Annotated in this window: 13 protein-coding genes; 6 read left to right on the top strand and 7 right to left on the bottom strand. The window is 46.9% G+C overall.

Features of this window, described 5'->3' with window-relative positions:
* Nucleotides 1-108: 108 nt before the first annotated feature.
* From clpB to C234_RS0105415, 6 genes are all read left to right on the top strand, one after another.
* Nucleotides 109-2,697 (top strand): ATP-dependent chaperone ClpB, encoded by a 2,589-nt coding sequence (gene clpB / locus C234_RS0105445; protein ID WP_027324942.1) that lies wholly within the window; start codon nucleotides 109-111, stop codon nucleotides 2,695-2,697.
* Between the two features lie 401 nt (nucleotides 2,698-3,098).
* Nucleotides 3,099-4,118 carry a phenylalanine--tRNA ligase subunit alpha gene (pheS, locus tag C234_RS0105435; protein ID WP_021644938.1) on the top strand — a complete coding sequence of 340 codons (1,020 nt, stop codon included), beginning with the start codon at nucleotides 3,099-3,101 and terminating at the stop codon, nucleotides 4,116-4,118.
* 188 nt (nucleotides 4,119-4,306) lie between these two features.
* Nucleotides 4,307-5,506 carry an MFS transporter gene (locus C234_RS0105430; RefSeq protein WP_027324940.1) on the top strand — a complete coding sequence of 400 codons (1,200 nt, stop codon included), beginning with the start codon at nucleotides 4,307-4,309 and terminating at the stop codon, nucleotides 5,504-5,506.
* Nucleotides 5,503-6,180, top strand: coding sequence for an endonuclease III (gene nth / locus C234_RS0105425; protein WP_027324939.1), 678 nt, complete (start codon nucleotides 5,503-5,505; stop codon nucleotides 6,178-6,180). Before C234_RS0105430 ends, nth begins: the two co-directional genes overlap by 4 nt.
* 92 nt (nucleotides 6,181-6,272) lie before the next feature.
* The gene (locus tag C234_RS0105420; protein ID WP_027324938.1) at nucleotides 6,273-7,532 is read left to right on the top strand and encodes a phosphoglycerate kinase; all 1,260 of its coding nucleotides are present in this window, start codon (nucleotides 6,273-6,275) and stop codon (nucleotides 7,530-7,532) included.
* Between the two features lie 248 nt (nucleotides 7,533-7,780).
* Complete coding sequence (locus C234_RS0105415) at nucleotides 7,781-9,988, top strand: tetratricopeptide repeat protein (protein ID WP_027324937.1); 2,208 nt, start codon at nucleotides 7,781-7,783, stop codon at nucleotides 9,986-9,988.
* A gap of 102 nt (nucleotides 9,989-10,090) precedes the next feature.
* Here C234_RS0105415 and C234_RS0105410 read toward each other — a convergent pair whose 3' ends face one another.
* The 7 genes from C234_RS0105410 to C234_RS0105380 form a co-directional block, all read right to left on the bottom strand.
* Nucleotides 10,091-10,675 (bottom strand): Maf-like protein, encoded by a 585-nt coding sequence (locus C234_RS0105410; RefSeq protein WP_034536983.1) that lies wholly within the window; start codon nucleotides 10,673-10,675, stop codon nucleotides 10,091-10,093.
* A 28-nt stretch (nucleotides 10,676-10,703) separates the two neighbouring features.
* Nucleotides 10,704-11,225, bottom strand: coding sequence for a KdsC family phosphatase (locus C234_RS0105405; protein ID WP_027324935.1), 522 nt, complete (start codon nucleotides 11,223-11,225; stop codon nucleotides 10,704-10,706).
* On the bottom strand, nucleotides 11,212-12,000 hold the full coding sequence (locus tag C234_RS0105400) for a Rossmann-like and DUF2520 domain-containing protein (protein WP_027324934.1): 789 nt from the start codon (nucleotides 11,998-12,000) through the stop codon (nucleotides 11,212-11,214). The genes C234_RS0105405 and C234_RS0105400 overlap by 14 nt, the downstream gene beginning before the upstream one ends.
* Before the next feature lie 14 nt (nucleotides 12,001-12,014).
* Complete coding sequence (locus C234_RS0105395; RefSeq protein WP_027324933.1) at nucleotides 12,015-12,350, bottom strand: hypothetical protein; 336 nt, start codon at nucleotides 12,348-12,350, stop codon at nucleotides 12,015-12,017.
* Between the two features lie 3 nt (nucleotides 12,351-12,353).
* Nucleotides 12,354-12,890 (bottom strand): nitroreductase family protein, encoded by a 537-nt coding sequence (locus tag C234_RS0105390; protein ID WP_027324932.1) that lies wholly within the window; start codon nucleotides 12,888-12,890, stop codon nucleotides 12,354-12,356.
* A 462-nt stretch (nucleotides 12,891-13,352) separates the two neighbouring features.
* On the bottom strand, nucleotides 13,353-14,006 hold the full coding sequence (locus C234_RS0105385; RefSeq protein ID WP_027324931.1) for a MarC family protein: 654 nt from the start codon (nucleotides 14,004-14,006) through the stop codon (nucleotides 13,353-13,355).
* Between the two features lie 80 nt (nucleotides 14,007-14,086).
* A partial coding sequence (locus tag C234_RS0105380; protein ID WP_154656391.1) for a transposase occupies nucleotides 14,087-14,357 on the bottom strand: 271 nt, incomplete at its 5' end.

Here is a 14,357-nt window from a genome sequence, read left to right as displayed (position 1 = left end):
TTTAAAACGGCTGTTTACGATGCAATATTGGCAGTTTTCCCACGCTGGCAAATCTTTTGAGCGTTGAAGGGTGTTATTAAAAATAGAAAAGAAAGGAGAAATAAAGATATGAATTTCAACAATTTTACCATTAAATCGCAAGAAGCGGTACAGGCAGCCGTAAATCTGGCGCAAAGCCGGGGGCAACAGGCTATCGACCCCGCACACCTTTTGCTGGGAGTAATGAAAACAGGCGAGAACGTCACCAATTTCCTTTTTCAGAAGTTGGGAATGAACGGGCAGCAAGTAGCGCTCGTAGCAGAACGCCAGACGGAATCTTTGCCGAAAGTATCGGGCGGAGAGCCGTACCTGAGCCGTGAAACGAACGAAGTGCTGCAAAAAGCGACACAGTATTCCAAAGAGATGGGCGACGAGTTTGTTTCTCTGGAACATATTCTTTTGGCATTACTGACGGTCAGAAGCAGCGTCTCCACCATTCTGAAAGATGCGGGTATGACGGAGAGCGAACTGCGCAATGCCATCAACGAACTCAGAAAGGGCGAGAAAGTAACGTCGCAATCGAGTGAAGACACTTATCAGTCTCTCGAAAAATATGCCATCAACCTGAACGAAGCCGCACGCAGCGGAAAGCTCGATCCGGTAATCGGGCGTGACGAAGAGATACGGCGAGTGCTTCAGATTCTGAGCCGGCGTACCAAAAACAATCCTATATTAATAGGTGAACCGGGTACGGGTAAAACGGCCATTGTCGAGGGGTTGGCTCACCGCATTCTGCGGGGCGACGTTCCGGAGAACCTGAAAAACAAACAGGTCTACTCGTTGGATATGGGCGCTCTCGTGGCAGGCGCAAAATACAAAGGAGAGTTTGAGGAACGATTGAAGTCGGTTATCAACGAAGTGAAGAAGTCGAATGGCGACATCATCCTGTTCATCGACGAGATTCATACGCTGGTAGGCGCCGGGAAAGGCGAAGGAGCGATGGATGCCGCCAACATCCTCAAGCCTGCGTTGGCGCGTGGGGAACTCCGTTCCATCGGGGCAACGACTTTGGACGAATACCAGAAGTATTTCGAAAAAGACAAAGCTTTGGAAAGACGTTTCCAGATTGTGATGGTCGACGAGCCGGATACGCTCAGCACCATCTCCATTCTTCGCGGACTGAAAGAACGTTATGAAAATCATCACCACGTGCGCATCAAAGACGATGCCATCATTGCTGCCGTAGAGCTGAGCAGTCGATACATTACCGACCGCTTCCTCCCCGACAAGGCCATCGACCTGATGGATGAAGCGGCAGCCAAGTTGCGTATGGAGGTCGACTCCGTACCGGAAGAGCTGGACGAAATCTCCCGGAAAATCAAACAACTGGAGATTGAACGAGAAGCCATCAAACGTGAGAACGACATACCTAAACTCGAAGTTATAGGCAAAGAACTTGCCGAACTGAAAGAACAGGAAACCTCGTACAAAGCGAAATGGCAAAGCGAAAAAGCGCTGATGGACAAGATACAGCAGAACAAGGTGGAAATAGAGAATCTGAAATTCGAAGCGGATAAAGCCGAGCGCGAAGGCGACTACGGGAAAGTGGCCGAAATACGTTACGGAAAACTTCAGGAATTGAACCGGGAAATCGAAGAGACACAGAAACAATTGCATGAAATGCAGGGAGACAAAGCGATGATCAAAGAGGAAGTGGACGCGGAGGACATCGCCGATGTGGTTTCGCGGTGGACCGGAATTCCCGTAAGCAAGATGCTGCAAAGCGAAAAGGACAAACTGCTGCATCTGGAAGAAGAACTCCACAAACGTGTAATCGGACAGGATGAAGCCATAGAGGCCGTATCCGATGCCGTGCGCCGGAGCCGCGCAGGCTTGCAGGATCCGAAACGCCCCATCGGTTCGTTTATCTTCCTCGGTACCACCGGTGTGGGAAAAACGGAGCTGGCGAAAGCATTGGCGGAGTTCCTCTTCGACGACGAAAGCATGATGACCCGCATCGACATGAGCGAATATCAGGAGAAGCATAGCGTTTCGCGTTTGGTGGGCGCGCCTCCGGGATATGTAGGCTACGATGAGGGCGGACAACTGACCGAAGCGATCCGCCGGAAGCCGTATTCGGTAGTACTGTTCGACGAAATCGAAAAAGCGCATCCCGATGTTTTCAATATTTTGCTACAGGTGCTCGACGACGGACGGCTGACAGACAACAAAGGCCGGCTGGTGAACTTCAAAAACACCATCATCATCATGACCTCGAACATGGGAAGCGGCTATATACAAAGCCAGATGGAAAAAATGAACGGCGGCAACAAAGAAGAAATCATCGAGGAGACGAAAAGAGAAGTGATGAATATGCTGAAAAAGACGATTCGTCCCGAATTTCTGAACCGTATCGACGAAACAATCATGTTCCTGCCGCTGACGGAGAAAGAAATCAGGAAGATTGTTCTTCTCCAAATTAAGAGTGTGCAAAAGATGCTTGCCGATAATGGAGTGGAACTGAAACTTTCGGAACCCGCCGTAGACTTCCTGTCGCAAGTGGGATATGATCCCGAATTCGGCGCACGTCCCGTGAAGAGAGCAATTCAACGCTACTTGCTGAACGACTTGTCGAAAAAACTTCTCTCGCAGGAGGTAGACCGAAGCAAGCCCATCATTGTGGATGCCGGTAAAGACGGATTAGTATTCAGCAACTGATAAGCTTCGACAGTTGGAGCTAAAGCAATTAGAATTCTCACAATAAACTTGCAGCTAATCCTGACAAACTTCGGCAGTTGCGGTTAAAGAGGCAGTGTAATTTTCCGGTATATACCGGAAAATTACACTGCCTCTTTCGCAAATGGCGAACGACAATCTTTTTTGCATCGGAAAGAGCGGAAGCTTCCCTCCGCATAAGAAGAAATAAGACAGAACAGAACGAGCTTATTCCTACGGCGACTTCTCCGGTATCCCGCAATATTTTTTCGTTTTTTAAAACCGATTGCAGCGCCGGAAAAAGAATATATCCGCACAAAGCCCTAAATTATTTCGATGGTTTCTGATAAAGTTGTATCTTTGCAAGGTTTTTATCTACGAACTGAAATACAATATATAGAAAGATGATAGCTAAGATTGAACAACTTCTGCAAGAAGTGGCAGCTTTGCACGCTTCCAATGCCGAAGAGCTTGAAGCGCTCCGCATCAAATACCTCAGTAAAAAAGGAGCCATAAACGATTTAATGGCAGACTTCCGCAACGTTCCTGCCGAACTGAAGAAAGAAGTCGGGATGAAATTGAACGAATTGAAAAACAAAGCGCAAGAAACGATCAGCGCATTGAAAGAACAGTTCGAATGCCAGAATAACGACAGCGAAGGATTGGACCTGACAAGAACGGCATCGGCCGTTAAACTGGGTACTCGTCATCCGCTTTCTATCGTACGCAATGAAATCATCGATATTTTTGCCCGTCTGGGATTCAGCATTGCCGAAGGCCCTGAAATAGAGGACGACTGGCATGTGTTCTCCGCCCTCAACTTTGCGGAAGATCATCCCGCACGCGACATGCAAGATACGTTCTTTATCGAGTCTCACCCCGATGTGGTATTGCGTACGCATACATCTTCCGTACAAAGCCGGGTGATGGAGACTTCACAACCTCCCATCCGCATCATCTGTCCGGGGCGTGTATATCGCAACGAAGCCATCAGCTACCGCGCGCACTGTTTCTTCCATCAGGTGGAGGCGCTCTATATCGACAAGAACGTATCGTTTACCGACCTGAAGCAAGTATTGTTGCTTTTCGCCAAAGAGATGTTCGGCGCCGACACAAAGATACGTTTGCGCCCGTCGTACTTCCCGTTTACGGAACCGAGCGCGGAAATGGACATCAGTTGCAATATATGCGGCGGAAAAGGATGCCCGTTCTGCAAACATACCGGATGGGTGGAAATTCTCGGTTGCGGCATGGTGGATCCGAACGTGCTCGACTCCAACGGAATCGACAGCAAAATATACAGCGGATATGCTTTGGGAATGGGGGTAGAACGAATCACTAACCTGAAATATCAGGTGAAAGACCTCCGCATGTTCTCAGAAAACGATACTCGCTTCCTGAAAGAATTCGAAGCAGCCTATTAAAAAATCGTTGAAGGTGTGTCTCTTTTTTGCAGACACACCTTCAACGATAATAAACAGGCAAAATTTACATCATAAATAATATATGGTGCAAAAAGGCTGAAAAGCTGAAATAAGCAGAGAAACGGCCGACGACCAACTAAAACAGCATGATCGGTTACCGGTTACAAAACGTTCTAATCTTTTAAAAAGTGGCAAAGGATAGACTCATAACTTACAGCTACTGTTTCATCCTGGCAGCCAATTTCTTATTATATTTTGGCTTCTGGTTGTTGATTCCCGTACTCCCGTTCTATCTTTCCGAATCTTTCGGAGCAGGAAACTCCACAATCGGCATCGTGCTCTCATGTTATACGGTGGCAGCCCTCTGTATCCGTCCTTTTTCCGGCTATCTGCTCGACACATTTGCCCGAAAGCCGCTTTATCTGTTCGCCTACTTTATTTTCACAATGATGTTCGCCGGCTACCTCATTGCCGGGTCGCTCACCCTTTTCATCATGTTCCGCATCATACACGGCGTCTCGTTCGGAACGGTAACCGTAGCAGGCAATACGGTGGTGATAGACATTATGCCTTCTTCACGCAGAGGAGAAGGATTGGGATACTATGGACTGACCAATAACATAGCCATGTCCGTCGGTCCCATGTTCGGATTGTTCTTGCACGATGCGGGCGTTCAATTTTCCACTATATTCATTTATGCTTTTGCTTCCTGTATGCTGGGAATGCTCGCCGCATGCATCATCAGAACACCATATAAACCGCCGGTAGAAAGAGAGCCTATTTCACTCGACCGCTTCATCCTGCTGAGAGGAGTGCCTGCGGGTTTCAGTTTGCTTTTGCTGTCCATTCCCTATGGAATGACCACCAATTACGTGGCGATGTACGCCCGAGAGATAGGACTCGACACGAAAACAGGATTTTTCTTCACTTTCATGGCCCTGGGAATGGCTGTCTCGCGTATATTCTCGGGCAAACTGGTAGATAAAGGGAAAATCACCCAGGTGATCTCTGCCGGGCTGTACATCGTTGTGTTCAGCTTCTTTCTGCTTTCCGCCTGCGTATATCTGATAAGATGGGACGAGAACGTTTGCCGCACGGTATTCTTCGGCATTGCCCTACTGCTGGGCATCGGATTCGGCATCATGTTTCCGGCGTTCAATACGCTGTTTGTCAACCTTGCGCCGAACAGCAAACGCGGAACCGCCACGTCCACTTATCTGACATCATGGGATGTCGGCATCGGCATCGGCATGTTAACGGGAGGGTACATTGCAGAAATCAGCACGTTCGACAAAGCATATCTGTTCGGCGCTTGCCTCACAGTACTCTCCATGCTTTACTTCAACCTGAAAGTAACGCCCCATTACCATAAAAACAAACTGCGATGAGAAAAAAAGAACGATATGAAAAAGTAATCGCCTGGTTCAAGGCAAATGTCCCGGTAGCCGAAACGGAATTACATTACAACAATCCGTACGAATTGTTGATAGCAGTGATTCTTTCCGCCCAATGCACCGACAAACGGGTAAACATGGTTACTCCTCCTCTGGTTCGTGATTTCCCCACTCCGGAGGTGTTGGCAGCGAGCACTCCCGAAGTGATTTTCGAATATATACGCAGTGTGTCTTACCCGAACAACAAGGCCAAGCATTTGGTCGGAATGGCACGCATGCTGGTCGAGAAGTTCGACAGTGAAGTTCCCGACAATCTTGAAGACCTGACTAAACTTCCGGGTGTGGGACGAAAGACAGCGAACGTCATCCGGTCGGTAGTATTCAAAAAAGCAGCCATGGCGGTAGACACACATGTGTTCCGTGTAAGCCACCGCATCGGTCTGGTGCCGAAAAGATGCACCACACCGCTTAGCGTAGAAAAAGAGTTGACCCAAAACATTCCGGAAGAACTGATCCCCATCGCTCATCATTGGCTCATTCTGCACGGTCGCTACATCTGTCAGGCACGTGCCCCGAAATGTGATATATGTGGTTTGCAATTAATGTGCAAACATTTCTCAGACACCTATAAAGTAACCAAAGAGGATTCTAAAGCAGCGAATAAATAAAGAATTAATTGCGAAGAAACAGAAATAAATAGTAACTTTGCGGTCTATCGAAGAAGATTTTTTAAAACACTTTTAAATAAAAATAGAGTATTATGCAAACAATTGACAATTTCAATTTTGCCGGTAAAAAGGCATTTGTTCGCGTGGACTTCAATGTACCTCTGGACGAAAACTTCAACATTACAGACGACACACGTATGCGCGCGGCTCTTCCTACCCTGAAGAAGATTCTTGCAGACGGCGGAAGCATCATCATCGGTTCTCACTTGGGCCGTCCGAAAGGCGTGACTGACAAATTTTCTTTAAAGCATATCCTGAAACATCTTTCCGAATTGTTGGGTGTTGAAGTTCAGTTTGCCAACGATTGCATGGGCGAAGAAGCTGTCAAGAAGTCGGCGGCATTGAAACCCGGAGAAGTATTGTTGCTCGAAAATCTCCGTTTTTACGCAGAGGAAGAAGGCAAACCGAGAGGCTTGGCAGAAGACGCTACGGATGAAGAGAAAGCGGCTGCAAAGAAAGCTGTGAAAGAAAGCCAGAAAGAGTTCACCAAGAAGCTGGCTTCTTATGCCGACTGTTACGTGAACGACGCCTTCGGAACCGCTCACCGCGCTCATGCTTCTACCGCACTGATCGCTAAACACTTCGATACTGACAATAAGATGTTCGGCTACCTGATGGAGAAAGAAGTAAAAGCGGTAGATAAGGTTTTGAACGACATCAAGCGTCCGTTTACCGCTATCATGGGTGGTTCTAAAGTCTCTTCGAAAATCGAAATCATCGAAAATCTGCTGAACAAAGTAGACAACCTGATTATTGCCGGCGGTATGACCTATACCTTTACCAAAGCAATGGGCGGCAAAATCGGTATCTCTATTTGTGAAGACGACAAGCTCGATTTGGCTTTGGACCTGATGAAAAAAGCCAAAGAAAAAGGCGTTAATCTGGTTTTGGCTGTAGACGCAAAGATTGCCGACGCTTTCTCTAACGACGCGAACACTAAATTCTGCGCAGTGAATGAAATTCCCGATGGATGGGAAGGCTTGGATATCGGCCCGAAAACAGAAGAAATTTTCGCAAAAGTAATCAAAGACTCCAAGACTATTCTTTGGAACGGTCCGACAGGGGTATTTGAATTTGAAAACTTTACGCACGGTTCGCGCGCGGTAGGCGAAGCTATTGTAGAAGCTACGAAAAACGGCGCGTTCTCTCTCGTTGGCGGCGGCGACTCCGTAGCTTGTGTCAATAAATTCGGCCTTGCAAGCGGTGTATCTTACGTATCTACCGGTGGCGGCGCATTGCTCGAAGCGATCGAAGGAAAGGTTCTTCCGGGTATTGCTGCTATCCAAGAGTAATCCATTGTCGGAAGATAATAACTTGAGAAGCCGGAAATATCATTTTGCCTGTGCAAGCAGAGCTAAAACGGTATTTCCGGTTTGCTGTTTTATGGGCGGTGGGAAAGTTATTCCATAGCGATTATAATACCCTTTCATATTCAGTTAAGGTACAAGTTAATTTCGTATTTGGCATTCTTTTTGTACTTTTATAACCGAATAGGATACTTTGCGGGAAGATAAAGAGAAGCATAAATATGAGAATTATGATGAATGAAAAAACAATAAACGAACAATATGCCTACATAAGCATTTTGCTCCAAGAAAAAAGGCTCAAGGAAGCATTGACACAACTGGAGTCTTTGCTCTGGCAGTGTGCCGACTGGAAACTGCGAACGCACTTGGAGCAGCTGCAAACTTCGTACAACTACATGTTGGATTACATGCGTCAGGGAGCAGACGACCCCGAACGTCCGGAAGTATATCGTAAACTGTTGAAAGAAGCCTGGGAAATTGCCGATCGGGCAAGGTTGTTCACACTCGATGGCGTATCCTCCAAATATTATCATATCGTGCGGCATACCGCTCAAACGACAGATTCCGGTACAAACAATCCGACACAAACGACGCATATCCTCGAAGGTTTTAATGATGATTTGGCCATAAGCGGATTACAGTCGGACGAAAAAATAGATGAAGCCCTGAAACGGCACGAAAACGCCCTTAAAACACTTTTTCTAAACACATGGACCAATAGCGGATGGAGCGATGATGAAGAGAAAAACGCGCAGGCTATGCTTACATCCGAATTGTCCGGCGCAAACGATTTGTGCTTGTTTGCCAGCGCCGTGACGTTAAGCCTGATGGAATGTTTCGACTTGAGCAAAGCCATGTGGCTGCTGGATGCCTACACGCACCCCAACGTAAGCGTATCTCAAAGAGCAGTGGTCGGTTTGCTCATCGTCTTACACATATACCGGAATCGAATTTATCTTTATCCGGAACTGATTCAAAGAATCGTACTTATGGGCGATACCGGTTCTTTCAAGGAAGACGTCGCCCGCATCTACCGTCAGTTATTGCTTGCTCAGGAAACGGAAAAGATTGACAAGAAGATGAGGGAAGAGATTATACCGGAAATGATGAAAAGCGTCTCCTCCATACGCGATATGCGGTTCGGCCTGGAAGAAAGCGATGATGAAAGCGATGATAAAAATCCGGATTGGATGGACGCTTTCGAACAAAGCGGACTTGGCGACAAGCTTCGGGAGATGAGTGAGTTGCAAATGGAAGGAGCCGATGTATATATGAGTACATTTGCTGCCTTGAAGAATTTTCCTTTCTTCAGAGAGATTCACAACTGGTTCTATCCGTTCAGCAAACAGCAACCCGATGTTTACCGGATATTAAAAGACGCGAAGGAAAAGAAGGGCACGCTGGACTTCATTCTCGAAACAGGTTTCTTCAGCAACAGCGACAAATATTCCTTTTTATTCATAATCCAACAGCTCCCCAAAGCGCAAAAAGAAATGTTGCTAAGCCAACTGAGCAGTCAGCAGGAACAGATTTCGGAAATGGCGGAACAGTCGAATGTGGAGAATATCAAACAATTCAACGAGCGTCCCGGAACCATCAGCAATCAATACCTGCAAGACTTGTATCGTTTCTTCAAACTCAGCACACGGCGACAGGAATTCAGAGATTTCTTCAAAGAAAAACTCGACTTGCACCATATCCCGGCGCTTAGCAATATGCTTTCTCAAAAAGAAGTGCTGTTCCCCATCGCCGACTTCTACCTGAAAAAAGAACGGTGGGAAGAAGCTACCGAAGCTTACAAAGAGATGGAAGCCGCCGGACTGTTCGCCGAAGATGCCGCCGAATGTTACCAAAAACTGGGATATGCCCGGCAAAAACAAAAAAAATATGCCGAAGCAATTGAAGCTTACCTGAAAGCGGACACACTCAAACCGGACAATGTATGGAATAACAGACACTTAGCCGTATGCTACCGGCTGAACAGAGATTACCGTAAGGCTTTGACGTATTACAAGAAGACGGAAGAAGTAAGCCCGGAAGACACGAAGATTGTTTTCCACATCGGCAGTTGTCTGGCAGAACTCGGACAAAACGAAGAAGCGTTAAACTACTTCTTCAAGCTCGACTTCATACAAAACAACAGCATAAAAGCCTGGCGAGGAATCGGGTGGTGTTCGTTTATCGGGCACAAACACGAGCAGGCAATGAAGTATTATGAAAAAATTATCGACAGAAAGCCGTTGGCGATTGATTACATGAATGCAGGGCATGTGGCATGGGCAATGGGAAATATCCGGAAAGCGGCCGACCTTTATAAGGAAGCGATTGCGGCGGGCGAAAGCAAAGAACAATTTATTATTATGTTCCGGAAAGATGAAGCCGCGCTTCTCGAACAAGGCATCCGCGCAGAAGATATTCCGCTGATGCTGGATTTGTTGTAAGTTTCATCCATGGCAATCGGAAATTATCCAAAAGCGACGGGCCGGATACCACAGACTGTTTCCAAAGGCATTGCCTCCGGTATTCCCGGCACCGGCTTTTTTTTACAAACGCTTCAGCTCTCCGTACAACCTCTGTATGGGAAGTCCCATGATATTATAAAAGCTTCCCGATATAGACTTCACACCGATGTATCCGATCCATTCCTGCACGCCATACGCTCCTGCCTTATCCATCGGCCGGTATGCGTCGACGTAATATTGAATCTCGTCCTCGGAAAGTTCATCGAACACGACGTCTGAAGAAGAGGTGAAGCTTTTCTGCCATTCTGTCGTAGTAAGACAGACACCGGTGAAGACCTGATGCGCCTTTCCCGAAAGCGAACGCAGCATTTCTGCCGCTCCTTCCCTGCCTTCAGGCTTTCCAAGCAGTTTGCCGTCGAGCCAGACAATCGTATCGGCGGTAATCAGCAGTTCTCCCGGCTTCATGGAATCACGGTAAGCCGCCGCTTTTTCACGGGCTATATATTCGGGAATTTCACAACCTTTAAGGTGTTCCGGATAAGACTCATCCACATCGGGTAAAGTGCGCACCGTGTAATCGACTCCCAGCCCGGACATCAATTCTTTACGACGGGGCGAATTGGAAGCCAATATAATCTGATATTTCTTCAGGTTTTCAAGAGGCATAATCAAAATACGAATTCATTATTTACAATCACCAGCCGAACGCATCGGCCGCCATCCATTTTCCATGCGCTTTCAACACCTGCTCTATCACATCGCGACCGCATCCTCGACCTCCGTCGGCATAAGAGATGTAGCGGGAAACGGTCTTTACTTCGGGCACGGCATCTTTGGGACAACAAGGCAATCCGCATTCGCGCATCACTTCTATGTCGGGGACGTCATCGCCCATATAAAGAATTTCTTCGTCCTTCAGCCCGTATTTGTCACGGAAAGCGCGATAATCGTGTATCTTGACAGAAGAACCCATATAGATATCGGTTACGCCCAAAGCGACAAAACGAACCCTTACGGCCTCTGTCCGCCCGCCCGTGATGATGGCAATGGGAAATCCTTTTTTAACCGCCAGTTGGATGGCATATCCGTCTTTGATGTTCACCGTACGCATCGGTTCGCCCGAAGGGTGCAACGGTACGGTAGTGGAGCTAAGTACGCCGTCTACATCAAAAGCCAATGCCCTGATCCGGGCTAAATCGTAATTAATGGTGCTCATGGATACTTTTGCTAATTAGTTTATAAATCTCCTGCAACTCCGGAGAATCGGAGAGAAGGGACAAATGCCGGTTCATTACGTTCTCGTCGTAGCGCACCGCAGGCCCTGTCTGGGCATCGTGAGGCGACAATGCATGCACTTTCCGGGCAGTTTCATCGATCAACGGCAACATGACCTCGAACGGAAGATGATACTTCTCAAGCAATGCGGCTGCCAACGCATACATGTGATTGGTAAAGTTACAGGTAAAAACAGCCGCCAGATGAAGGCTCTTCCGCTGTTCGGAAGTAGCGTCGTACACTTTGGTCGAAAGCACAGCGGCAATCTTCTTCAGCAATTCGGCATCTTCGGCAGTACCCGCCTCGATAAAGAAAGGAACTTCGCGGAAATCGACTTCACGCTGCTTGCTGAAGGTCTGCATAGGATAAAGCACTCCATAGCGCCGGGCATGTCCCTCCCATACATCCATCGGGATGCTTCCCGCCGTATGCACCAGCAACCCCCGCTCCTTTCCGCAGGCGATGCGGGGCAAAAGGCTCACAAAAGCATCGTCTCGCAGAGAAACAATGTACACCTCCGCATCGTTCACCACCTCCGACAAGTCTGTCGTGTGCTTCGCTTCGACTTCCTTTGCCAAAGCGAAAGCCGACTCTTCGGTACGGCTATATACTTGCACGATGCGGAAACCTTTGCGGTAAAGCGTTTTTGCAAGATTCACCGCCAGATTTCCCGCACCGATAAAAACAATTGACGTATCTTCAATACTTCTCTTCATCCGTCACCCTCCTCTTATCGTTTGGAAGCAAGCAAGAGTATCCCGCCCGCCACGAGCAATGCCAACGGCAGCAGATAGCCGGAAATAGAACCGAGCCATGAAGTCACCAAACCGATGTTGATCACCAGCCAAAGTCCGAGCAGTACCAATCCGACTGATTTGTCGCGTTTGAAAATCAGGAAACAGATGGAAACGTACAACAGCAAGTTGTCTTTATGCATCACCCAAGGTAACCCGACCGATGCGAAATGCATCAGCTTATCGATCAGAAAAAGCAGGCCGATCACGATAAAAGAGACGGCCGTCGCCCTGTAAGTATCTTTTTTATTGTTCGCCTTTACAGCAGCCATAGCTTACTTTCCTCCGAATCTATTGATATGAATTTTTTCCCATTGCAGATGCGCTTCATCGAAAGGCTTGCGTTCCATACCTTTATGCCCGATGGCAATCACCGAAAGCACCTGAAGTTGCAAAGGAATATCGAGAAGCCCGTGAATAAATTCATCCGACGGAATTCCCGCTGCCGTGAACCGCTCTCTGACCTGAACCCAGCAGCTTCCCAAGCCTAAATCTTCCGCCTGCAACTGTATCATGATGGAAGCGACGGACGCGTCTTCAATCCACACATCGCTCTCCAGCGGATCGGCCATGACGACGATTGCCAATGCTGCATCGGCAATGAAAGAAGACGAATGCTCTTTACAGCGCGACAACTCTTTCAGTGTCTCTTTGTCATCAACCACAATAAACTGCCAGCTATTCGTCCGTTTCGATGTGGGCGACATCAACGCCGCTTTCATCAACGCAACGACTTCGTCCTGCGACAACTCTTCACCGGTAAACTTACGCATGCTTCTGCGGTTTCTGATCAATTCACTAAAGTTTTCCATTCCGTTTTTCGTTTCATTTAATTTATATATGCAAATATACGCACATTTCGTCCTTTAAGAAACATCCTGTCGATTAAAATCATCTATTGCCTCTATTATATCAATGGTTCATTAAGAAAACAACCAATCCTAAGCGACTCGGCAGTAAATAAAATGAGTTCATTGAAAAGGCTGTCAATAACTTGCCGGAGTAAGCCCAGTCGGTACACGCACATCACTCGTTCAAGCATATAAACATTGTGTGTGACTGACTTGCATGAAGAAAAGGAACTATTTCCGTCCGCCAAAACAGCTATTTTATCCATGCTTGTTGTATGGGATGTGGCAACCGCTGAATAGCCATAAAACGCTTTTTATCGAAGCAATAAAATTAAAAGAATAAAGCACTTCTTCCCAAAGAATCCTCTCTATCACACAGGATGGAAAAGGAAATACAGACCTTTTTTAATGATTTGCAGTTTTTCAAATCATCAATATTCCGTCTTTTACGATATCGGTCAATATCGGTTTCACTCCGCTGACGAAACATTCAACCGCGATAACCATCAGAATAAGTCCCATCAGACGCATCATTACATTATTTCCCGTTTCACCGAGCAAATCGACCAAGCGGGTGGAAGCGCGAAGAATGAAAAAAGTAAGTAAATAGATAAAGGCGATAGTTCCGATAAGCACTCCTTTCATTTCATAGGTATGGGCGTCCTGCATCAGTACTATGGCATTGGCAATAGCGCCCGGACCGCAAAGCATAGGTATGCCGAGGGGAGTTATGGAAATATCATCCGCATAAGTTTTGATTTCCTCATCTTTCAGTTTCATGGGCGTATATCGGGCCTGCAACATGTCGAATCCTATTTTGAAGATGATAAATCCGCCCGCAATACGAAAGCCGTTGGTGGAAATCCCGAAAAATTTAAAAAGAAATTGTCCGGCAAAGGCAAACACCATTAAAGTGACAAACGAAACGATGGTGGCGCGGCGTACAATACTTTGCCGTTCGGCATCGGTCATGCCGCGAGTCATGGTGAGAAAAACCGGCATCGTTCCCAAAGGATTGGTCAAAGTAAAAAAGGAAGTAAGGCAAAGTAGAGCGAATGGTAAAAGCGCGGTATCCATAATTTTGTCTTTTTATGCATTGATTATTTTCAGACAAAAATACGATTAAATATACTAAAGTTAACGTGAGTTCGACGAATTTAGAATAGTGCAAGTTGTGTATCCAGTGTCCTCTGTACATTGATGCACGGCTTCTTTGGGAACAAGCAATATGCAGCAATAGCACCGAGCAGATTGACGATGAAATTATCAAAGCATCTGTGTCTGGAATGCTCTATCTGTGCAATATTCTTCAGCTCATCATTCACGGTTTCTATAATAGCCCTCTTTCTGAGCAAGAGCTTATCGGAGACGCTCATCAAAGCCCCTTTCATATTGCTCTTCAACTTAGTAATAAGCTGTATTCCATCA

The sequence above is a fragment of the Bacteroides pyogenes DSM 20611 = JCM 6294 genome (assembly GCF_000428105.1).
In the GTDB taxonomy this organism is placed as follows: Bacteria; Bacteroidota; Bacteroidia; order Bacteroidales; family Bacteroidaceae; genus Bacteroides; species Bacteroides pyogenes.
Note: the sequence above shows the minus strand (reverse complement) of the source record. Positions and strands in the feature narration are given on the sequence as shown.